This window comes from Sorangium sp. So ce381 (genome assembly GCF_051473845.1).
Classification (GTDB): domain Bacteria; phylum Myxococcota_A; class Polyangia; order Polyangiales; family Polyangiaceae; genus Sorangium; species Sorangium atrum.
The window spans coordinates 4117170-4137516 of sequence record NZ_CP150336.1; the positions used below are offsets into that span (position 1 = coordinate 4117170).

Annotated in this window: 17 protein-coding genes; 11 read left to right on the forward strand and 6 right to left on the reverse strand. The window is 71.4% G+C overall.

Annotated features, from left to right (window positions below):
- Window positions 1–602: 602 nt before the first annotated feature.
- From WMF29_RS15655 to WMF29_RS15680, 6 genes are all read left to right on the forward strand, one after another.
- Window positions 603–941: a transcriptional regulator gene (locus WMF29_RS15655; RefSeq protein WP_437329598.1), complete on the forward strand. Its 339-nt coding sequence runs from the start codon at window positions 603–605 to the stop codon at window positions 939–941.
- The gene (locus tag WMF29_RS15660) at window positions 938–1498 is read left to right on the forward strand and encodes a sigma-70 family RNA polymerase sigma factor (protein ID WP_437329599.1); all 561 of its coding nucleotides are present in this window, start codon (window positions 938–940) and stop codon (window positions 1496–1498) included. The genes WMF29_RS15655 and WMF29_RS15660 overlap by 4 nt, the downstream gene beginning before the upstream one ends.
- A complete protein-coding gene (locus tag WMF29_RS15665) occupies window positions 1495–1737 on the forward strand; it encodes a hypothetical protein (RefSeq protein WP_437329600.1) in 243 nt (80 codons plus the stop codon). Before WMF29_RS15660 ends, WMF29_RS15665 begins: the two co-directional genes overlap by 4 nt.
- Before the next feature lie 117 nt (window positions 1738–1854).
- Entirely contained in the window at window positions 1855–2376 is a 522-nt protein-coding gene (locus tag WMF29_RS15670) for a hypothetical protein (RefSeq protein WP_437329601.1), read from the forward strand.
- Window positions 2377–2766: 390 nt separating this feature from the next.
- The gene (locus WMF29_RS15675) at window positions 2767–3909 is read left to right on the forward strand and encodes an IS1 family transposase (RefSeq protein WP_437329602.1); all 1143 of its coding nucleotides are present in this window, start codon (window positions 2767–2769) and stop codon (window positions 3907–3909) included.
- 336 nt (window positions 3910–4245) lie between these two features.
- Window positions 4246–5094 carry a hypothetical protein gene (locus tag WMF29_RS15680; protein ID WP_437329603.1) on the forward strand — a complete coding sequence of 283 codons (849 nt, stop codon included), beginning with the start codon at window positions 4246–4248 and terminating at the stop codon, window positions 5092–5094.
- Between the two features lie 18 nt (window positions 5095–5112).
- Here WMF29_RS15680 and WMF29_RS15685 read toward each other — a convergent pair whose 3' ends face one another.
- Both WMF29_RS15685 and WMF29_RS15690 read right to left on the reverse strand, forming a co-directional pair.
- Window positions 5113–7230: a thrombospondin type 3 repeat-containing protein gene (locus WMF29_RS15685; protein WP_437329604.1), complete on the reverse strand. Its 2118-nt coding sequence runs from the start codon at window positions 7228–7230 to the stop codon at window positions 5113–5115.
- A gap of 61 nt (window positions 7231–7291) precedes the next feature.
- The gene (locus tag WMF29_RS15690; protein ID WP_437329605.1) at window positions 7292–8506 is read right to left on the reverse strand and encodes a thrombospondin type 3 repeat-containing protein; all 1215 of its coding nucleotides are present in this window, start codon (window positions 8504–8506) and stop codon (window positions 7292–7294) included.
- Window positions 8507–8704: 198 nt separating this feature from the next.
- On the opposite strand from WMF29_RS15690, the gene WMF29_RS15695 reads away from it, so the two are divergent.
- Both WMF29_RS15695 and WMF29_RS15700 read left to right on the forward strand, forming a co-directional pair.
- On the forward strand, window positions 8705–9754 hold the full coding sequence (locus WMF29_RS15695) for a PEGA domain-containing protein (RefSeq protein ID WP_437329606.1): 1050 nt from the start codon (window positions 8705–8707) through the stop codon (window positions 9752–9754).
- Window positions 9754–11721, forward strand: a complete 1968-nt coding sequence (locus WMF29_RS15700; protein ID WP_437329607.1) for a hypothetical protein — start codon at window positions 9754–9756, stop codon at window positions 11719–11721. Before WMF29_RS15695 ends, WMF29_RS15700 begins: the two co-directional genes overlap by 1 nt.
- A gap of 149 nt (window positions 11722–11870) precedes the next feature.
- Here WMF29_RS15700 and WMF29_RS15705 read toward each other — a convergent pair whose 3' ends face one another.
- The 4 genes from WMF29_RS15705 to WMF29_RS15720 form a co-directional block, all read right to left on the reverse strand.
- Window positions 11871–12959 carry a hypothetical protein gene (locus WMF29_RS15705; RefSeq protein ID WP_437329608.1) on the reverse strand — a complete coding sequence of 363 codons (1089 nt, stop codon included), beginning with the start codon at window positions 12957–12959 and terminating at the stop codon, window positions 11871–11873.
- Window positions 12952–14466 carry a peptidoglycan-binding protein gene (locus WMF29_RS15710; RefSeq protein ID WP_437329609.1) on the reverse strand — a complete coding sequence of 505 codons (1515 nt, stop codon included), beginning with the start codon at window positions 14464–14466 and terminating at the stop codon, window positions 12952–12954. Before WMF29_RS15710 ends, WMF29_RS15705 begins: the two co-directional genes overlap by 8 nt.
- Window positions 14467–14570: 104 nt before the next feature.
- A complete protein-coding gene (locus WMF29_RS15715) occupies window positions 14571–15347 on the reverse strand; it encodes a hypothetical protein (RefSeq protein ID WP_437329610.1) in 777 nt (258 codons plus the stop codon).
- Between the two features lie 148 nt (window positions 15348–15495).
- Window positions 15496–16125, reverse strand: a complete 630-nt coding sequence (locus tag WMF29_RS15720) for a LysM peptidoglycan-binding domain-containing protein (RefSeq protein WP_437329611.1) — start codon at window positions 16123–16125, stop codon at window positions 15496–15498.
- Window positions 16126–16254: 129 nt separating this feature from the next.
- Between WMF29_RS15720 and WMF29_RS15725 the strand changes: the two genes are divergently transcribed.
- The 3 genes from WMF29_RS15725 to lon all read left to right on the forward strand — a co-directional run bounded on the left by WMF29_RS15725 (window position 16255) and on the right by lon (window position 20253).
- Complete coding sequence (locus tag WMF29_RS15725) at window positions 16255–16830, forward strand: hypothetical protein (protein ID WP_437329612.1); 576 nt, start codon at window positions 16255–16257, stop codon at window positions 16828–16830.
- 83 nt (window positions 16831–16913) lie between these two features.
- Window positions 16914–17783 carry a hypothetical protein gene (locus WMF29_RS15730; protein WP_437329613.1) on the forward strand — a complete coding sequence of 290 codons (870 nt, stop codon included), beginning with the start codon at window positions 16914–16916 and terminating at the stop codon, window positions 17781–17783.
- 52 nt (window positions 17784–17835) lie between these two features.
- Window positions 17836–20253: an endopeptidase La gene (gene lon / locus WMF29_RS15735; RefSeq protein WP_437329614.1), complete on the forward strand. Its 2418-nt coding sequence runs from the start codon at window positions 17836–17838 to the stop codon at window positions 20251–20253.
- The last annotated feature ends 94 nt before the right edge of the window (window positions 20254–20347 follow it).

The window sequence follows — 20347 nt, forward strand, 5'->3', positions numbered from 1 at the left end:
AAGACGCCAAGAAAAACATAAAAATCTTGGCGTCTTTCGGCGTCTGGGGGCGTCTTGGCGGTTCAAGAGACCCCACCTTTGGCCGAAGTACCCCTCCACCCATCCGAGCGCTCGCCGTCCGGCGCTCGGACAGGTCCCGATCTGGGCGAGCGCCCGATATCGACGTGCCGTCGAGAGCGTGACCTGACTTGACGCTCGTCGTCCGGTGTTCCGGCAGGTCGCGATCTGGGAAAGCGGTCGATATCGACGTGCCGTCGAGAGCGTGACCTGAGCTGACGCTCATCGGCCGGCGTTCCGGCAGGTCGCGATCTGGGAGGACGCTTGAACCCGGATGTCCCGTCGAGAACGTGACCTGAGCCGATGCATGTCATCAGGCGCTCGCCCAGATCGCGATCAGCCCGAGCGCCGGAGCTCGACATGCCGGCAAGATCGCGATCTTCCCACGACATTGCCGCGAGGTGGTGGGGTCATTTGACCGAAAGTGGGGTCATTTGACTCCGAGGCTCGCGTGAGCGGCTAGGTTCGGCCGGAAGTAGTGCAGCCCGCGTCGGCGCCAACCGACCGGGCTGCGTGGCCGAACCCCGCGTCAACGAGGTCCGACGATGCAGTTGTACTTGATCCCGCCCGACGGCGGGCAAGGCGAAGGTGCGCCCGCGCGCCGACGTCGCCGATCCGCCTCCTGTAACTCACTCACACCCACCCAGCGCAAGCGCCTCCGGGCAGCGCTGAAGAACCTACGCGTCGCGTACGGGTCGTGGTCCTGCCTCGCCGAGGTCATGGACGTCTCCGTCGCGTGCCTTGAAGGCATCGCCCGCGGGCGTGACCACGGCTCGCCCGGGACCGTGCAGCGCGCCGCGAAGGCGGCGGGCATCACCGTCGAGCAGCTCCTCGGCGGACTCGCCGCCGCGGACCGCTGCCCGACGTGCGGGAGGAGCGGGTGAAGCGCCCGCGGAAGGGGGCGACGAGCCAGCCTGCCGCGCGACACCCCAGGAAGAAGCCGACGATGGCAGAGATCCTTGCGGAGCGCGACATCGTCATGGCGACGCTCGCCGGCATCCCGAAGCGGGACCGCCGCGACGTGGAAGCCGAGGTGTTGCTCAACGCCTGGAACGCCGTCCGTCGGGGGCTCTACCGGCCCGACCCGAAGGACAAGCCGCGCGATGCGCTGAGGAAGTGGCTCCACGGGATCGCCTGGCGCCTCGCCTCGCACTACGTCAACAGCGCGTGGGCGCGCCGCGCCGTGCTCCACCCGTCGCCGCTCGGGTTCCTGCACGAGCCCGTCGGCATCGACATGCACGCCCAGATCGAGGCGCGTGAGGAGCTCGGCGCCATGGCCAGCCTGCCGTCGTGGCAACGGGATGCCCTGCTCTCCGTCGACAGCCCGGAGTCGCTCGTCGCGTACGCGAAGCGGCGCCGGATGAACCCGAGCACCGCGGCATCGCGGCTCCGCATCGCCCGCGAGGCGCTGGCCCTGCGGCTGAAGAGGTGGCGCCGATGAGCGACCGAGCCGAGAAGCGCCGCGTCCTCACCGAGGAGGACCTGACCTACGTCGTGGAGCAGCTGAGCATCTTCGACGCCTACCCCGGCGTGGTGCCCTGGAACCGCGCCGAGCTCTGGGCCGCCGTCATGGACCTCCACATGACCGCCAAGACCCGAGCCGACCGCGAAGCCTTCGCGGAACTCGTCGGCGCTCTGCGCGTCGTCGACGTGCTGGAGCGGCACTTCCTCCGCAAGTAGCCCGCCTCTTCCCGCCGTCATCTCGCCCTCCTCCACGACCAAACACATCCTGAACGCCCGTTGCTGAACGCTTGGGATCCTGTCGCGCGAATGACCTGGCTGTTATCCGTAGCTGTCATGACGGCACACCACACGGATTACGAACATCTCCAGGCCATCGCGTTTGAGTACAACAGGTACCCAGACAAGGCGGCCGCCATCCTAAAGAGCATCGTTAGCAAACTAGTCGGCGGCATGATGTGGGGCGGGAAGCATGCATTTGCCAAAGTTACGCCGACCCCTAACACGAGGGCCGTGAACGACGAATTTGCTGTAGACAACGAAGGCGTTGTTACCGGGTCCGTACTCATGTCGCTTACATTCTCCAAGAGACATGGTTCCTCCGTCTATAGCGCAATAGAACTGGCTATTCCTGTGTCGATTAAATTCGTTAGAGCAACGGGCACATGGGTGGTCGGCGTCGCTGGCGAAACAAACGCATTTGGCTCTCACGCTGAGATGTCGGACCCATTCCCAGTCAAGGACGACTCGGAGCTCAATCATCTGCAGAGCCTCATGTTCACGGAGATCTGTGGCCAGGCATGGAGAAAGATTATGGCTGGCGACGTGACGGACTTGAGATCCGAAGATACCCAATAACGAGTCCGTTCTTCGTCATTGGCGACCACTCGCTTGCGTCTTCGACCTCCATGTAGGCGACGACCTTGCCCGACAGTTGGCAGTACACGGGGAGTCGATTGTCAGGCTCGGCCCCGCGTGCCTTGACGACCTGCAACCATTCCCCATTCGGCAGCGCCCTCCGGCTCATCGCGCCACCTCGGCTATGACATACCCCGTCCTGTCGGCATCTACCGCGCGCCCTTCCGAGCGGTTTTCCACGGCAAAAGCGCTATAATCGAAGGACCTTAGACGAAAGCGCCCCGTCTCGGCTGGCACCAAGACGGGGCTGCGAAACGCCAGGCAGTCGCCCACCTCGCGCCCATCGCACCGCGTAGGGTACGGCCGTGCCTGGGGAGAGGCAAGGGTCCCGTGGCGAACGTGCTCCCACGCGAGCGGCAGCTTGCCGTGCTCGCGGCCCTGGTGGACGGCAACAGCGAGCGCGCCGTCGAGCGCATGACGGGCGTCGAGCGCAAGACGATCCGCCGCTTCGCGCTCCGCGTCGGCATCGCCGCGCAGAGCCTCCACAACACCATGGCGCGCGATCTCTCGCTCTCGCTCATCGAGAGCGATGAAGTCTGGTCCTTCGTGAAGAAGAAGCAGTCGCGCGTGACGCCCGCGGAGCACGCGGCCGGCCTTGGCGAGGCGTACACCTTCACGGCGCTCGCGATGCCGAGCCGCTACGTCGTGACGTGGCACGTCGGCAAGCGGGACGAGACGAGCGCCGACGCGTTCATCAAGGACCTGCGCGCGCGGCTCGTCGTCATGCCGTCGCTCACCTCCGACGGATTCACCGCCTACCCGGGCGCGATCGGGGCGAGCTTCGGTCCAGGCGTAGATTTCTCTGTGGTCCAGAAGAACTACACGAGGAAGGGGCAGCGCGACGACGACCACCGCTACGAGCCTCCGCGCGAGCCGTTCCTGACCAAGCGCGTGGTGTTCGGCGCCCCGAACATCGACGCCGCGACGACGGCGCACGTCGAGCGGAACAACGCCACCCTGCGGCACCACATCGGGCGCATGAGGCGCTTGGTGCTCGCCTTCAGCAAGGACCCGGAGCACCACCGCGCGGCCGTCAGCCTGGGCCTGACGCACTACAACCTGTGCCTGATCGTCAAGACGACGCGCGTCACGCCCGCGATGGCGGCCGGCGTCACGCGCCACATCTGGGAGCTCCCGGAGCTGCTCGACGCGCTGCTCTCCGTGCCCGAGACGCCAGCGCCGAGCGCGAAGCCGCTCGCTCCCCGCAAGCCAGAGGGGACCGCCCGCGAGCTGCCCGGCGGCCGTGGCTTCCTGCGCGTGGTGCCTGGCGGCGCCGCACCGAGCCCACCCGTCGCCCCTGCGCCACCTCCGCCCGCTCCTGTGCCCGTCGCCGCGCCGGCTCACGTCGAGCCCTCCGCGCCGTCGGCGGAGCCGCCCCGCCAGCTCGACCTGTTCGCCTGGCGCCCGAAGCCCCGGAAGCCGGTGCAGATGTCCCTGTTCGGGGATCCGCCTGCCGACCCGACGGCCGAATAGTGGGGTTGTTTGCGTCCACAAAAGTGGGGTCGTTTCAAGCCGAATGGGGTAATTACCCCACCACCTGCCGCGAACGCTGTGCCCAGGTCCACACCTGGGCTTCCCTTCAAAATTACGCTGAGCGCCAGATCGGGGCCGCCTTCCTCCGGCTCTCGTGAGCCTCGGCCCATGACGAGCGCCTGTGAGGGCCGTCACCTCCCGTCGGTCGCCCCGAAGCGCGCCTCGGGGCTGCGCTGCGCGCTCCGCGGTTGCTCCTGTAATCGGGTGTCATCGACAGGACATGAGACCGGCGCTTCCCTGGCACGACGCGCTGTCCCCCACGTGGAGGTCTGTCCCATGTTGAAACACCTGATGATTGAAGAGATGGTCGCCCTCGTCGCTCCGTGGATCGAGGATGCCCAGCGGAAGCGGCTGTTCCTGTCGATCCCGGAGATCGCCGGGCTGCACGACAAGGTGGCCGAGGTCCACGGCGCCGTGCTGGCGGTTCGCCCGAGCAAGACGGGCGTGTCGGCCGGGATGACGGCCTTGAACGACGAGCTCGCGAAGGTCGACGAGCGCCACGATCACCTGGCCAAGGCGGTCTCGTACGGCATCGACGCGCACCGCGAGCACTGTCTGGCGGAGGAGCTGCCGGACGTCGGGGGGGCGGAGGCGTGTGATCAGGCCCAGGGCCGGCTGTTCCCGACCGGGCTCGCCATCATCAAGGCGTCGCCCACCGCGGAGTCGGGCAACACGGCGCGGATCGCCCGGCTCCTCGACGAGGAGCCCTCGACCGCCGCGCTCCTCAAGGCGATCCCGGCGCCGGGCAAGACGACGCTGCTCCACACCGTGCAGCGGTGGATCGCGTCGGGCAAGGAGCTCGCGACGATCGAGCACCGGCGGGACGCGCTCGCCGCCAAGGAGAAGACCGCGCCGGTCGTGAACGCGACGATCCTGGCGGCGCGCAATCAATGGCTCCGCGTCGTCGCCGCGGTGCTCTCCAACCTGGAGATCTCGAGCGCTCCGGCGGAGGCCATCGAGACGATCCGCGGCCCCGTCCTGAAGGCGTCCGAGCGAGCCGGCCGGCGCTACGCCAGCGGTAAGGCCGGGGGCGCCGGCGCCGAAGGGCCTCGCCAGCCCGCGGCAGCGGGGGAGGGGGGCGTCGCCGCCGGGGGCGCGCCCGGGGCCAGCCCGCCCGTGGAGTGACGCGCGCCGCCGGCCGCGTCACCCGCGCCGCCGCCGCCACCGCGCGACGAGCGCCGCGGCGGCCAGCCACGCCGCTGCCGAGCCTGCCGCCCCGTCGGTGCCCACCGCGAGCCCGCAGCCGTTGCCGTGCGCCCGGGGGTCGCCGCGCAGGGGCCTGGGGGCGGCGCCCTCGCCGCCCGAGCCGTCTTCGCCGCCGTGGCCTCCGCCGCCGCCCGCACCGGCGTCGCCGCCGCCCGGGCCCGCGCCGCCGCCGCCCGCGCCGGCGTCGCCGCCGCCCGAACCGTCTTCACCGCCCGCGCCGCCGCCTCCGCTGCCGGCGTCGTCGGGCACGCAGCCGCCGGCCACGCAGGTGCCGCCGGGGCAGCGGGCGCCCTCCTTGGGGAGGAGCGCGCACTCGCCGTGCCTCGGGTGGCACTGCGCGGAGGTGCAGACGTTCCCGGAGGGCGCGCACACGACCGGATCGCCGCCCCTGCAGACGCCGCCGTTGCAGGCGTCGTTCCGGGTGCAGGGGTCGCCGTCGTCGCAGGGCGCGCCGTCGGGCTTCGCCGGCGCGCTGCAGTCGCACGCGTCGCCCACGTGGTCGCCGTTCGCGTCCTCCTGCCCTTCGTTCGGGAGGGACGGGCAGTTGTCGTCGGCGTCGGGCGCGCCGTCGCCGTCGTCGTCGTCGTCGCACCGATCGCCGTAGCCGTCGGCGTCGCCGTCGCTCTGGCTCGGGTTCGCTAGGAGCGGGCAGTTGTCGCCGTCGTCGGGCGCGCCGTCGCCGTCGTCGTCGATGTCGCACGCGTCGCCCTCGCCGTCGCGGTCGAGATCGGACTGGTCGGGGTTCGGGACGGAGAGGCAGTTGTCCGCGCCGTCCTCCACGCCGTCGTCGTCCCTGTCCAGCGCGTTCAGGTCGCACGCGTCGCCCCGGCCGTCCGCGTCGGCGTCGGCCTGATCGGGGTTGGGGACGAGCGGGCAGTTGTCGACCTCGTCGCCAAGGCGGTCGTTGTCGTCGTCGTCGTCGCACGCGTCGCCGCTGTCGTCCGGCGGCGACTCGTCCTTGTTGTTCTCCTGCCCCGCGTTGGGCGTCGACGGGCAGTTGTCGATGTCGTCGGGCACGCCGTCGCCGTCGTCGTCGGGATCGCAGGCGTCGCCCGCGCCGTCGCCCTCGAGGTCCGACTGATCGGGGTTCGCCGTGAGCGGGCAGTTGTCGTCGCCGTCGAGCACGCCGTCGCCGTCGTCGTCGGGATCGCAGGCGTCGCCCGCGCCGTCGCCGTCGGCGTCGGCCTGATCCGGGTTCGGCGCCGACGGGCAGTTGTCGTCGAGGTCCTTCACGCCGTCGTCGTCGTCGTCGCCGTCGCCGTCCGCGTCCCAGTTGACGACGTAGGCCCGCTCGCGGACCGACATCCCGACGAGCGCCGGCGCCGGGAGCGCGTCGAGGTGGGCCGCGCCCGCGTCGGAATCGGCCCGGCTCGCGCGCTGGCCGCCGAAGTGCATGACGATCCGCGTCGCACCGGGCGGCAGCTTCAGGGTGAACTCGGCGACGGGCCCCTGCGTGGCCGCGCAGTCGAAGGTGGTCATCCCGACGCTCCCCGGCACGATCGCCGCGGAAGGCCCGAAGAAATTGAAATGGAGGCTCGGATCTCCCCCCATGTCGACGGTGTCGTCCGTGGCGAGCCATCGATCCGCCGGCGTGAACTCCAGATCGCCCGTGTACGACTGCGTGATGGTGGTGCCGTTGTCGGACCCGACGTTCGTCTCGATCCGCACGACCGTCACCCGCTCGCTGGCGGTGGGGTTGTGGAGGATCTCCAGGAAGCGCGCCCAGCCCTCGTCGGTCGGCACGTAGATCTTCCGGGTGACCTCGAGCTCGCCCATCAGCGCCGGCCCGTGGACGAGCTGCCGCCCGTCCATCTCCTCGGCCCGGGTCGACGAGGGGAAGGTGCTCCCGTCCACCCGCAGCACCATGCCGGTGTCGAAGGCGTCGTTCGTCCCGTCGCCGATCACCCCGTCCGTCCCGACGTCCCACCGGAAGGAGAGACCATCGATGAGGTCCTGCAAGGGGCCCGCGGCGGAGCACTGCGCGGCCGCGCTACGCGGCGCCGCAGCGAGCGCCAGCGTGACGCCGAGCGCGGTGGCCATCACGGTTCGCTTCATCCTCTTCACCCTCTCTCGCCGCGCAGGGCCGCGTCGCATGGCCCGATCACGCTCGTCCTCGTCACCGCGCCGCGCCGCCCGCGGCCGGCTCCTGCTCGCCTTGCGCCTGCTCCGGGCAGCCGCGCCGCGCCGGGTCGCCGCCCGCGGAGCCCGCGGCCGCCCGGGGGCAGAGGTCGTCCTGATCGGCGACGCCGTCCTCGTCCTCGTCCTCGACGGGACAGCCGTTCCTCTTCGCGTCGGCGCTGGCCGGGCCGTGCGCGTACGGGCACGCGTCCTGCGCGCCGGGGATGCCGTCCATGTCCGGATCCGCGTTCGCTTCGGTGTCCGCCGCCGCGCCGGCGGGCGGCCGCGCCGGGGGAGCCCACGCCACCGTGCCCATCGCGCGGAACGACGGCGTGCCGATCGCGTCGCCGATGCCCGGCCCGGCGGCCGCCCCGACGACGAGGCCGGCGAGGGGGCGGAGCCGGGCGCCGATCAGGAGCTCGGCGCTCGTCGTCCTCTCCACCTCGACCCGCTCGCGCGCGGTGAGCGACAGGGAGCCGCCCTGGAGCATCGTCTCGGCGTACACCTCCGGGCCGACCTGCAGCCGCTCGTCCCAGAGGAGCACGCCCGCGCCGCCGCCATAAGCGAGCGTCGAGGGGCTCTCGGAGCTCCGCATCACCGCGCCGGCCGCGACGCTCCACACGACGCGCGCGACCCGCCCGCCGAGCAGGAGCTGCGGCGTGACGCGGACCGCGCCCTCGCCCATGTACGCGTCCGAGCTGCCCGTGGGCAGGTGCAGGGACGCGCTCGTGCCGATCTGGAAGGGGTCGCCGTCGTCGCCGAGCAGCCGGACGCGCACGCCGAGGCGCAGATCGCCGAGCGCAGGCGACGACGGAGCCTCGGGCGCGCCCGCGCCGGCCGCCGCCGCGGCGCCGTCGCCGCTCTGGGCGAGCGCGAGCGGCAGCGAGGCCGAGACGAGCAGCCGATCCCACAGCGAGAGGGAGCCGCCGACGTGGAGGAGCGACTGGCTGCCGACGATCACCCGCTCGGGCGAGGCGCCATCGGAGAGCGTGAGCGGGTCCTCCGCGTGGTCGAACAGGGCGAGCCCGCGCGGGACCAGGTGCCCTCCGATGAACGGCGACGGCACACCGAAGAGCGGATCGCCCGCCGGTGTCGGCTCGAACCGGCTGAGCGCGACGGCGCCAGGCCCCTCCGCGCGCGCGGAGGACGGGCCGAGGGCGATGCCGAGGAGCGCGCCCGCAAGCGCCGCGCCCACCGTGATGAGGCCTCTCATGGGCGCCGGATGGTATCCCCGCCACCGCAAGCGGAGCAAAGGCGATTTGTCCGAGACGTTTCCAACAGTTGCTTGCGCGGCGCGCGCATCGGGTAGCATCGCGGTGATCCCAGCCGGAGAATCGCGGTGATCCCAGTCGGAGAATCGGAGAGTCGGAGCACGGCCCGCGCGGTGTGCCTCCGCCAGCAAGGAGCATCGATGCGAGGGAAGCACCTGGGCCGTTGGGGGCGCGCCGTCGCGGCCGCGCTCGGCGTGGGGCTCGCGGCGGGCGCGGCCGCGGCCCAGCCGGCGCGCACCGCGCCCGCAAAGGCGCCGCCCGCAAAGGCGCCGCCCGCAGCGACGCCGCCCGCGGCGACGCCGCCCGCGCCGCCCGCGGAGACGCCGCTCGCGGAGTCGCTGACCGGGATGGCCAGGGCCGAGCACGGGGCGGGCGCGGCGCTGTTCGACGACGGCGACTACGCGGGCGCGCTCGCGCGGTACGAGCGCGCCTACGAGCTGTCGCGCGATCACCGGCTGCTCTGGAAGATCGCGCTCTGCCAGAAGAACCTGCGGCGCTACGCGTCGATGCTCGCGACGCTGCGCCGGCTGGAGGCCGAGGGGGGCGCCGCGCTGTCGGCGCGCGACAGGCAGGACATCGCCGATCTGCTCAAGGCCGCCGGGATCTTCGTGTCCCTCCTCGAGATCACGGCGAGCGAGCCGGGGGCCGCGGTGTTCGTGGACGACGAGCGCGTCGGGACGACGCCGCTCGCCGCGCCCGTGCCGATCGACATCGGCGAGCGCCGCATCCGCGTGTCGAAGCCCGGCTTCGTCGATTTCGTCCGCCAGGTGAAGGTCGTGGGCGGCGACAGCGTCGCGCTCGTGGCGCGGCTCGACCGGGCGGTGCACCGGGGGCGGCTCGCCATCGCCGCGGGGCAGGACGATCTCATCGCGATCGACGGCAAGGTGGTGGGCAAGGGCCGCTGGGAGGGCTCGGTGCAGAGCGGGACCCACGCGCTGCGGGTGACGGCGCCGGGGATGACGCCGCACGAGGCGCAGATCTTGGTCCGCGACGACGAGCGCCGCCGGATCGACGTGTCGCTGGAGCGCGCCGCGCAGCGGGGCGGCGCGAGCAAGTGGCTCTGGATCGGCGGCGGCGCGGCGATCTTCGCGGGCGCGCTCGTCGCGGGCGCGCTGCTCTTCGAGCCGGGGACGCCGGTGGAGCAGGGCAGCTTGGGCACGGTCCCGCTGGGCTTCGGAGGGAGACGTTGATGCGGATGAAACGGACGAAGCGGACCAGGTCGATGTCGGCGGCGGTGTGGCTCTCGCTCGCCGCGGCGGCTGGGCTCTCGGCCTGCGGCGGGGAGAAGGGGCAGCTCATGGTCGTCTTCCAGACGGACATGTCGCTGCCGAAGGACATCGATACGGTCCGGATCGAGGCGACGCTCGACGGGTCCGTCGTCTACGACGAGACGTTCGAGCGGCTCGGAAGCGACGGGTCGATCCGCCTGCCGGCGACGCTGGGCTTCCTCACGCCCGACGACCCGTCGCAGGCGCTCCGGGTGCGCGTCATCGCGAGCCGCGGCGGGAAGGACGGGGTGCGCCTGCTCCGCGAGGTGCTGACGACCGTGCCCGAGGGGCGCACGGCGACGCTGCACATGCCCATCCAGTTCCTGTGCGACGGCTCCGCCGAGGTCGAGCGCGACGCGCAGGGCAACGCGCTGCGCGACGCGGAGGGCAACGTGCTCGTCAAGAACAGCTGTCCCGAGGGCCAGAGCTGCGTCGCGGGCTCGTGCGTGCCGCGCGAGGTCGACTCGCGCGAGCTGCCCGATTACGAGGCCGTGGCCGTGTTCGGCGGCGGATCAGGCGACGGCGACGGGCTCTGCTTCGACACCCTGCGGTGCTTCGCCGCCGCCGCGTCGGCGCCGGTCGATCTCGAGGCGTTCGCCGCGGACGGCACCGTCTGTCGGGCCGCCGCGCCGAGCGGCGACGTGAACGTCGCGCTGCTCACGCAGGGCGGCGGCATCTGCGGCGAGAGCGCGTGCTTCGTCCCGCTCGACGCGGAGAGCGACGCGGGCTTCCGGGTGGAGGAGGGCAACGTGCTCCGGCTGCCCGTCGAGGTGTGCAGGCGCGCGCAGAGCGGCAAGCTCGCGGGGCTCGCGATCGTGGCCGCGGGCGAGGGGCAGTGCCGCAGGAAGGGCACGGACCTGCCGACGTGCGGCCCGTGGTCGGCGCTGCAGGGCGGCGAGTCCACGGTGCCCGACGCGTCGGCGCCCGTCCCCGTGGCGGTGGCGCAGGTCCACCCGGTGTCGCTGCAGGTGGCGGCGGGCGGCGTGACGTGGATCGCGGGCGCCACGTTCGATGGGGCGGGGATGGCCCAGGAGGACGGAGAGCTGAAGACGGCGCCCGTCGACGGCGGGGAGCCGCTGATCCTCGGCGCGACGCAGGCCTCGCCGCGGGATCTCGCGATCGACGAGGCGCGGCAGGTGGCCTTCTGGACGAACGCGGAGGACGGCACGCTGAGGGTGGTCCCGCTCGCGGGCGGCGAGCCGCGGGTGCTGCTCGCGGATCTGGAGCAGCCCGAGGGGCTCGCGCTCTCGGGCGGCGCGCTCTCGTGGACCGAGCTCTGGGGAGGCGGCGTGTTCCGGGCGCAGCTGAGCGGCAGCGGCGCGGAGGTCGAGCTCGGCGCGCCGGAGGAGCTGACGCCGACCGGCACGGCGTTCTCGTCGCCCTACCGCGTGGCCAGCGCGGGGGACACCGTGTGCTGGACGTACCAGGGCACGCTGGGCAGGACCGACGGGGCGGTGGCGTGCCGTGTGGGTGAGACCTCGGTGACGATCGCGGCGGAGCAGCTCACGCCGCGCGAGATCGCGCTCGACGTGGACGGGGAGGGGAACGCGGCGGCGGTCTACTGGGCGAGCTTCGAGGGCGGCAGCGTCTTCCGGGCGGATCTGAGCGGGGCGGAGGTCGGCGCGCCCGAGGAGATCGCGTCGGATCAGGGCCAGCTGAACGGCCTCGCGGTGGACGAGGGGCACGTGTACTGGACGCGGCGCGACGCGGGGACGGTCGTGCGCATGCCGAAGGCCGGCGGCGAGCAGGAGGTGCTGGCCTCGGGGCAGGCGCGGCCGGGCGACATCGCGGTGGACGAGGCGACCGTCTACTGGATCAACGAGGGATCGCCGGACGGCAGCGACGGCGCGCCGGTGAAGGACGGGGCGGTGCTGAAGCGCGCGAAGTGACGGGGGCGACCTGAGCGCCTGGCCCGCCCTGGCCAGCGCACCGGTTCACGGGACCCCGGCTGTCCAGCGGGCTCGACCCTACCCGGCGGAGGCGAGCCCGCGCTCCGCCTGCTCCGCGCGTCCGGAGAGGTGACGGATCCGACCTGGTGTCATGGCCTCAGGTACTTGTCTATCGTGTCTCGCACCACGTGGCCGACCGGATCGAACCCGGAGGACTCGAAGAGGAAGTTCTGCCACACAGCGACGAACTCTCGGCCCGACGTGTGTTTGAGGATCGAGCCCTCCGAGTAGACGTTGCTGCCGCCGTTCACCGGCTTGAGCTGGGCGAGCCCCACCTTCGTGTGGGTCACCGTGAAGTTGAGGGGCGGCGAGGCGCGGTCGATGAAGACCTCCGGCACGGCGACCGCCTTGGCCAGGAGATCCCGCATCTCACCGCTGCTGATGCCGCCGACCAGCGTGCCATCGTACATCAGCGTGTACATCCGCGCGAGGTGAATCGCGGTGGTCGCCTGGGCGACCTTCCCGTCGTTCACGGAGTCGATGCGGAAGTAGGGGTACTTGGCGGTGTAGTCCCCCGCCAACCAGATACCGGTGTTGGTGGCCGCGTCGAAGAACCCTCCCGACACGAGCGCGCCGTTCAGATAGCCGTAGCCGGATCCGTGCACGCACTGAGCGGCGCTGGCGTTGTCGCTGACCGCGATCATCTTCTCGAGGTGGCCCTCGAAGGCGGTCGAGAAATTCACGGTGAAGCCCTGCCCCGGGTGGCTCACCGGGACGACGTCGAACGTGCTGGCGTACTGCGGCACCGCGTGGGGCTTGAGGACGCCCTTGAGCGCCGGTATCGATGAGACCCGCGTCAGGATCGCGGGATCGAGGTACAGCGCGGCGTCCTTGAGCAGATCCGCCTTGGTCGTGCTCCCGCCGAGCTCCGCCGCGATGTCCCGCAGCGTGCGGCGGAGCTCGAAGGCCGAGTACATCGACGCGACTTTGAGCAGGCTGGCCGAGAAATGTACCTCGTTGCCCTTATAGTGGGCCATCGGGCGAGCGCCATCGGGCTCCAGCGAGACGATCGCCACGGGCGTCCGCCAGCTCGTGCCGGGCCCGGCCGCGACGGCATCGTCGAGCGCCTTCTGGAGCTTCGCGTTCGGCCTCAGCGGGTCCGCGTACGCGCTCGGGAAGGGCGGTGTCTTCAGCGCCGACACGCGGGCAGGCACGGCAGGGACGGGCCCCCTAGCCACGGTCGGCCTCTTCGAGGGATGCCACCGGCGTCGCGAGCGTGCCGTGCGCCGCGACGAGCGCGAGGTGCGTCGGCTCATCGAGCGTCCCGGTCGCGCAGAGGCCGATGTCCCATTGAAATGCGCGCACCGCGGCGTCAAGAGGATCGGTGTCAGGATACCCGATGTTGTGCAGCCGCTTCCTGGCCTGCTCCTCGATCGTGCCGACATCGTAGTTCACGTACAGCTCCAGGCGGAAGGGCGGCGGCCCCTCCGCCTCGTCCATGCCCCGGTCCTCGGTGCGGCCCCACTCGACGAGGCAGCGCTCCGGGACGCCTGGCACCGTGATCGTCGCCACCCCGTCCGGCGCGCGACCGACGCGCGAGCGACCGGCGGCCTGGATCCGGTAGGGGGCGCCCGCGATGAGCTCCGCAAAGCGGTTGCGGAGGGTGACGGTGATCTGCGTGTACGTCCGGCCCTCGCACGGCGAGAAGCGCGCGAACCGATCGTACCAAGTGCACGCCATGGTGCGGTGATCGTTTCGATACTCGCGAGCTTCGAGGCCCGGGCGGCGGCGCTGGTCTCCGTCGGGCCAGAACATCTTGCGGCAGGCGGAGGTGCCCTCGTCGGCGCGGGGACACGGCCAGGCGCTGGCGGTGACCGGGATATCGCCGGGGAAGAGGAACACTATCGCGCGGCGGTTTGACGCGTTCCGCGCGTCACGCTCGGCGCGAGGAGCCGCACCGGAGTCGTACTTCCGCTGATCGGCCTGAGAGATGACGAGCACCGGGTTGAATTCGCTGCACCCCTGGTGCGCGCCCTTGCCCAGCGGATCCTCGCCGCGGCCGACGAACCTGTCGGGCGTCATCGAGAACGGCTGTCCGGCGGCATCGGTGCAGACCGCGTCCATGTAGGCCGCGAAGAGCTCTGCGCGCGTCTTCGGCCCGGCGTCCCCGTCCGTGGTGAGCCCACGATCGGCCTGGAAGCGCCGCACCGCAGCGATGGTGGGGCCGTCTTCGATGCCGCTCGGATCGCCCGCGTAGTAAGGGCGCTCCGGATCGGCAGCGGGATCGAGCAGCGCGCCCAGCATCATCTGCACCGCGCGCGTCCCCCAGCGGTCGTTGCCGAGCGGCTCTTTGTAGAGCTTCTCCCAGAGGGCCACGTCGCGGGTGAGGAGTCCATAGAGCGCCTGGGCGCGGCGAACGCTGAGGCCTCGGTTGTAGTCGTCGAGGCCTGACGCGTCGGCGTGGCCGAAGACCGCCGCGAGCGATCCCTTGTTGGCGCGCAGGAGCGCCGCGAACCGAGGCGCGCTCGCCCGCACCCCCGGCTTGAGCAGCGAGGAGTCGAGATCGAACAGCGCCTCGTTGAGGCGCCAGCACGCGACGGGCGCGACCGGTGGGCGCACTGTATTGAACCGCGCGTCGGTCGCCGGCGCCACGTAGAACGGCAGCCTCACGCGAGGTCCCTGGGTCGAGACCAGCGCGTCCTGCGTTGCAAAGCCTTCCGGATCGTCGTCGAGCCACTCTGTCATGCAAAATCCACTTCAGGGGCTACGCTTCGTCGATGGGGCGCGATTGACGCTGTCGTGGTGCGTGGGGCTTCGAGCGTGTCAACATGAATCTTTGAATCGGTGGTTCAATGCGGCGCCGGCATCCAACGGTAACCGCCCTCCTGGACGACCTGATCCGAGTTTTCATGGGCCCACTCGATGCCGGGCGCGCCCCCCCTCGGCGCGGCGAACACGAGCGGCCATTCTCGCGTCGAGTGACGGATTCGCCACATCGCCGGGTCGCCATCCAGCGCAAGATCGCAGCGCAGCGCCTCGACCCGCGTCCGCGATGAGGGCTGCCATCGCGCTGTCGTCTTTTCGTCGCCGTCTGTCCTCTTGCCTGGCACCAGGGCAGCGCCCGCTGAAAGAACCGAGACGTGTTCGGGGCGGCATTGGAGGACGAGGGCACCTGGCATCACTCCGCACCCGGTCTCGGTGGGGCCGGCCGTCGCGGAGAGACGATAGGAGCGTGGGTCCGCGGAGGCGCGCGCGCCGGCGTATACGGTCATGGTGGGCGCGGGCCACCGCGTCTCGTCGTTCTCGTCACCATTGAGTGACATCCCGAGCTGCGTGGGAGGCTTGCCGACCTGGCAGAATACCTGCAATCGCGCGCGCGCCGCGCCGCGGAAGAGGACCCACGTCAGTCGAGTCGGCGGGTAGCGCAGCGCTCCGACCAGGACCTGCCGGAAGACCCGGCGATCGAGCGTCGCGTCGTCGAGCGCCTCGGCCGCCACATTCGGCTCGGCAGCGGGTCCGGCCCCCGCATCCGTCGCGGTCGTCGGTGCGGGCGGCGCCGATGCGTCCGGCACGGCGTCCAGCGCAGCATCGCCCGTCGGGTTCGGGGGCGCCGGAGGCACGGCCACCGGCGGCGATCCCCTGCCGCTGGGCGGCGGCTCCGATCGCGTGCTGCCGCACGCGCCGAGCGCCGTCAGGGTGAGCAGGACGGAGCAGCGAGCGAGGCGTCCTCCCGCGGTGCGGTGTCCGGGCGCGGATCCGTGTCGTGCGCCGCGCTCAGCAGCCATAAGCATCTTCGACGGCTGCCTCCAGCGATGGCGTGCGCTCGCCATCGACCGTCAGCCCGTGATCGTACTGGAAGAGCTCGATGGCGAAGCGGAGCATGTCGTCGTCCGCGTCGCCAGGATCGCCCGCCCAGTAGCCCATCGCGTTCAGCCGCGCCGAAAGCCCCGCGGGCGCTTCGACCGGATCGAGGTGTCCGATCGCGAGATCGTAGCCCACCCCTCCGTACGTCAGCGTTGCCCGCCGGGCGTCGCGCGGGATCCGCTTACGAACGACGCCGTCGCCGTCCGTCGTCATCTCCTCGGAGGTGCCGTCGACCGCGAGCTCGCAGCGAGCGCCGTGAAGCGGCTGATCTCGCCAGTCGAGCAGGCGCACGGCGAGCTGGAGCCACGTGCGTCTCAGGACGAAGCGGTGCATCCGCCCTGTGCTTGCCTCGACCTCCTTCGCATCGGCGTCAGGGATCGCGAGCGTGTCGCCCGGCGCGAGGACGTACGGCGATCGCCGTTTCCGCCTGAGCTCCGCGTTGTCCGGGTGCTGCCAGATCACATCGTCGTTCGCGAAGCCGTAGCGCGCTGCGATGGACGCCAGGTGCTCTCCCTGACGGACGACGTGCTGCTGAGGCATTCGGCCGAAACTACCAGGGCCCTTTCGGAGCGGCAACCCTGCACGTCCGGCGCTCGGGCTCTGCCTCGGCGCTTTACCCCCGCAGGCACAGCCAGATACATCTGTGCTTCGGAGTGAGCTGATTCAACAATGCATCCTAGCTGGCATGTCGGCTGCTTCCCTGAGAAGGTGTGGATCGTACGGCGCCTCGATAGCTCGCTGCCCGAGGGGGCTGAAGTGCTCTCGGCGCTGGAAGCGACGTGGCGGCTGGACGCGTGGTTCACGGACGATGCCTGGGGCAGGCTGCTTCTCATCGACATCTGCGAGGCGCTCGGCCATCCGGTGGCCGTGGGCGTCGGGCTCCATCCGAGCAGGCTGCGAGCGCGGCTGCGGGAGGCGTTCGCCGACGGCAGTCTCCACGCGTACCGCGTGCGACGCGTCTCGGCGGGCGCGCCCCTGGTCACAAGGCCCGAGTCCTCCAGGGGCGAGGGGCCCGAGCCCCCGGCCAAGGGAGACAAGGGCTGGATCGCGATCCAGCTCATGGACGACGGAGCTCCGCCGAAGCCTGTACCATTCATGAAATATCGTATCGAGCTGCCCGATCAGTCGGTTCGTGAAGGGCTGCTCGATCAGAACGGGCAAGCACTGCTTCAGGGCATAGATCCGGGCACCTGCAAGGTGTCTTTCCCTCAGCTCCACGGCGACGACTGGCGCCCCGTCGCCTAGGTCCGCCCGTCCGGAGTCCGACCAGGGATAGCCGGCCGTGCAGGGTCTGCGCGCTCGCCGCCGCGTGTGCTATGGGCCGATCCGTGAAACGCACGGCGCTTCTCCTGCTCGCCCTCGCGCTCCCCGCGTGCGGATCGAGCTACGCACAGCAGGGCCCGAGCGACACGCTCCGGGCCTACGCGCAGGCGCTCCAGGAGGGGCGCGTCGACGCGGCGTACCGGCTGCTCTCGGACGAGGCCAAGCGGTCGATGTCGCTCGAGGCCTTCCGGCGCGCGGTGCGGGACAACCCGGACGACGCGCTCGAGATCGCCCGCGCCATCGCGCGGCCCGCGGCCGATCCGGTGGTGACCGCGACGGTCACCATGCCGAACGGCGAGGAGCTCCTGCTCGTCTTCGAGGGCGGCCGCTGGCGGCTCGACGCGGCGGCGGTCGATCTCTACGGTCAGGCGACGCCCCGGCAAGCGCTGGTGGGGTTCCTGCGGGCCTTCGAGCGGCGGCGCTACGACGTGATCATGCGCTACGTTCCCGACGCCGAGCGGGAAGGCCTCGTCGAGCCGGCAGGCGCTGCGCCCGACGAGGCGGGCGCGCCCGCCGAGGCGAGCTCCGCGCGGGGTGGCGAGAGCCCGGCGCAGCCCGCCGGACCTGGAGCTGCGCCGGGCGGCGCGGGAGCCGCGCCGCCCGGCGCGGGAGCTGACGCGGCGCAGAAGCCGGGCGGTCGGCCCGGGACGGTCAAGGCCGCGGCCGACGCGGGGCAGCTCACGCCCGAGAAGCTGAAGAGCGCCTGGGAGGGGCCGCAGAAGGAGCAGATCAACCGGGTCGTCCAGGCGATCAAGGCGGCGCTGCCGACCGCGACCATCGAGGAGACGGGGGACAGCGCGTCGATGGCCTACGGCGCCGGCGGTACGGTCGCTTTCACGCGCGAGCACGGGGTCTGGAAGATCAAGGACTTCTAGCGGCGCGCCCGCGTCATGGCTTCGAGAAGAGCGCTGTACTAGGGTTGTCTGCATGCCGACCGGCGATCCTTCTTCGCGAACGCCTCCCTCGCCCGACGCGGATAGCGTCCCGATCCTCCCGCTGCGCAACTCGGTGCTGTTCCCGATGTCGGTCGTGCCGATCAACGTCGGCCGGCCGCGGAGCGTGCGCCTGGTCGAGGATCTCCTCGGCCGCGAGCGCGCGCTGGTCGGCGTGATCAGCCAGAGGTCGCCCGACGTGGACGAGCCCACGTTCAAGGAGCTCTACTCCGTCGGGACCGTCGCGCGCGTGGTGAAGGTCATCCGGCTCGGCCCGAACAACTACTCGGTCGTGCTGAACGGGCTCGGCCGCTTCCGGGTGAAGTCGGCGTTCTCGCTGGAGCCGTACATGCGCGCGCGGATCGAGCGCATCCCGGAGTCGCTCGTGCGCGACGTGGAGCTCGAGGCGCTCGGCGCGGGCCTGCGCGAGGCGACGCGCGAGGTGCTCGGCCTGATGCCGAACCTGCCGCGCGACACGGCGGGCATCCTCGACAACGTGCGCGAGCCGGGCGCGCTCGCCGATCTGATCGCCTCGAACTTCCCGCAGGCGCAGGCCTCGGTCGGCGACAAGCAGGAGATCCTCGAGGCGTTCGACGTGAAGGCGCGCGTCCGCCTCGTGCTCGCGATGGTCGGCCGCCAGCTCGAGGTGCTGCGGGTCAAGAAGGAGATCTCCTCCATGGTGCAGGAGGAGATGGGCAAGTCGCAGCGCGAGTACATCCTCCGGCAGCAGATGAAGTCGATCAAGGAGGAGCTCGGCGAGGGCGGCGACGACGACGAGATCGAGGAGCTCCGCGAGCGCATCCGGCGCGCCAAGGTGCCGGCGGAGGTCGACAAGGTGGTCCGCAAGCAGCTCAGCCGGCTGCGCTCGATGGCGCAGCAGTCGGCCGAGTTCAACGTGACCAAGACGTACCTCGAGTGGATCGCGGATCTGCCGTGGTCCAAGACCACGGTGGACAAGCTGAGCGTCGAGAGCGTGCGGCGCTGCCTCGACGAGGATCACCTCGGGCTGGAGAAGGTGAAGAAGCGGATCGTCGAGTACTCGGCGATCCGGCAGCTCCGCACGGACAAGAAGGGGCCGATCCTGCTCTTCATCGGGCCGCCCGGCGTCGGCAAGACGTCGCTCGGCAAGTCGATCGCGCGCAGCATGGGGCGCCGCTACGAGCGGATCGCGCTCGGCGGCGTGCGCGACGAGGCGGAGATCCGCGGGCACCGGCGCACGTACGTGGGCGCGCTGCCCGGGCGCATCCTGCAGGCGCTGAAGAAGGCGGGCACCAAGAACCCGGTGCTCGTGCTCGACGAGGTCGACAAGATGGGCGTCGACCTGCGCGGCGATCCGGCGGCGGCGCTCCTCGAGGTGCTCGATCCGGAGCAGAACTCGACGTTCCAGGACCACTACCTCGACCTGCCGTTCGATCTGTCGCAGGTGATGTTCCTCGCGACCGCAAACAACTGGGACGGCATCCCGGGGCCGCTCGTCGACCGCATGGAGGTCATCGAGGTGCCCGGCTACACGCGGACCGACAAGCTGGGGATCGCGCGGGAGTTCCTGGTGCCGAAGCAGCTGTCGGCGCACGGGCTCACGGACGAGCGCCTGGAGTTCACGGAGCCGGGCATCGAGGCGGTCGTCGACCACTACACGCGCGAGGCGGGCGTGCGCGGCCTGGAGCGGCAGATCGCGGCGGTGTGCCGCGCGACGGCGGTGAAGGTCGCCGAGGGCCACGACGTGCGCGAGGTGGCGACGCCCGAGCACGTGGAGCAGGTGCTCGGCCCGCACAAGCACCGCCCCGAGATCGCCGAGCGGACGCTCCAGCCCGGGGTCGCGACCGGGCTCGCGTGGACGCCGGCGGGCGGCGAGATCCTCTTCATCGAGGCGACGAAGATGCCGGGCAAGGGCAACGTGGTGCTCACCGGCAACATGCGGAACGTGATGCAGGAGTCGGCGAGCACGGCGGTGAGCTTCGTGCGCAGCAAGGCCGATCGGCTGCACCTCGATCCGGAGTGGCTCAAGGAGATCGATCTGCACGTGCACATCCCGCAGCACGGCACGCCGAAGGACGGGCCGAGCGCGGGCGTGACGATGTTCGCGGCGGTGGCGTCGCTGCTGCTGGGGGCGTCGGTGCGCAGCGACGTCGCGATGACGGGGGAGATCTCGCTGCGCGGGCGGGTGATGCCGGTCGGGGGGGTGAAGGAGAAGCTGCTCGCGGCCCACCGCGCCGGGATCCGGCACGTGCTCATCCCGGCGAAGAACCGGCGCGACCTCGAGGACGTGCCGCAGGACGTCAAGGATCAGATCAAGATCACGATGGTGTCGTCGATGGAGGAGATCCTGCCGATCGTGCTGGAGCCGCCGCGGCGCGCTCCGGCGCAGAGCGCGTCGCCGGAGGAGATCGAGGAGCAGGCGGGGGCGCAGTAGGAGAGAGGTCGTCGAGGGGGGCCGGCCCGCGCGGCGAGCACCCTCCGCGAGGGCCTTACCGTCGTCTGTCGATGGGGGGTTGGGGGGCGCGGGG

Excerpts from the sequence above, each read along its gene's own strand:
- WMF29_RS15655 (WP_437329598.1), top strand. The coding sequence starts at position 603 with ATGCAGTTGTACTTGATCCCGCCCGACGGCGGGCAAGGCGAAGGTGCG.
- WMF29_RS15665 (WP_437329600.1), top strand. The coding sequence starts at position 1,495 with ATGAGCGACCGAGCCGAGAAGCGCCGCGTCCTCACCGAGGAGGACCTG.
- WMF29_RS15670 (WP_437329601.1), top strand. The coding sequence starts at position 1,855 with ATGACGGCACACCACACGGATTACGAACATCTCCAGGCCATCGCGTTT.
- WMF29_RS15680 (WP_437329603.1), top strand. The coding sequence starts at position 4,246 with ATGTTGAAACACCTGATGATTGAAGAGATGGTCGCCCTCGTCGCTCCG.
- WMF29_RS15685 (WP_437329604.1), bottom strand. The coding sequence starts at position 7,230 with ATGAAGCGAACCGTGATGGCCACCGCGCTCGGCGTCACGCTGGCGCTC.
- WMF29_RS15690 (WP_437329605.1), bottom strand. The coding sequence starts at position 8,506 with ATGAGAGGCCTCATCACGGTGGGCGCGGCGCTTGCGGGCGCGCTCCTC.
- WMF29_RS15695 (WP_437329606.1), top strand. The coding sequence starts at position 8,705 with ATGCGAGGGAAGCACCTGGGCCGTTGGGGGCGCGCCGTCGCGGCCGCG.
- WMF29_RS15700 (WP_437329607.1), top strand. The coding sequence starts at position 9,754 with ATGCGGATGAAACGGACGAAGCGGACCAGGTCGATGTCGGCGGCGGTG.
- WMF29_RS15710 (WP_437329609.1), bottom strand. The coding sequence starts at position 14,466 with ATGACAGAGTGGCTCGACGACGATCCGGAAGGCTTTGCAACGCAGGAC.
- WMF29_RS15720 (WP_437329611.1), bottom strand. The coding sequence starts at position 16,125 with ATGCCTCAGCAGCACGTCGTCCGTCAGGGAGAGCACCTGGCGTCCATC.
- WMF29_RS15725 (WP_437329612.1), top strand. The coding sequence starts at position 16,255 with ATGCATCCTAGCTGGCATGTCGGCTGCTTCCCTGAGAAGGTGTGGATC.
- lon (WP_437329614.1), top strand. The coding sequence starts at position 17,836 with ATGCCGACCGGCGATCCTTCTTCGCGAACGCCTCCCTCGCCCGACGCG.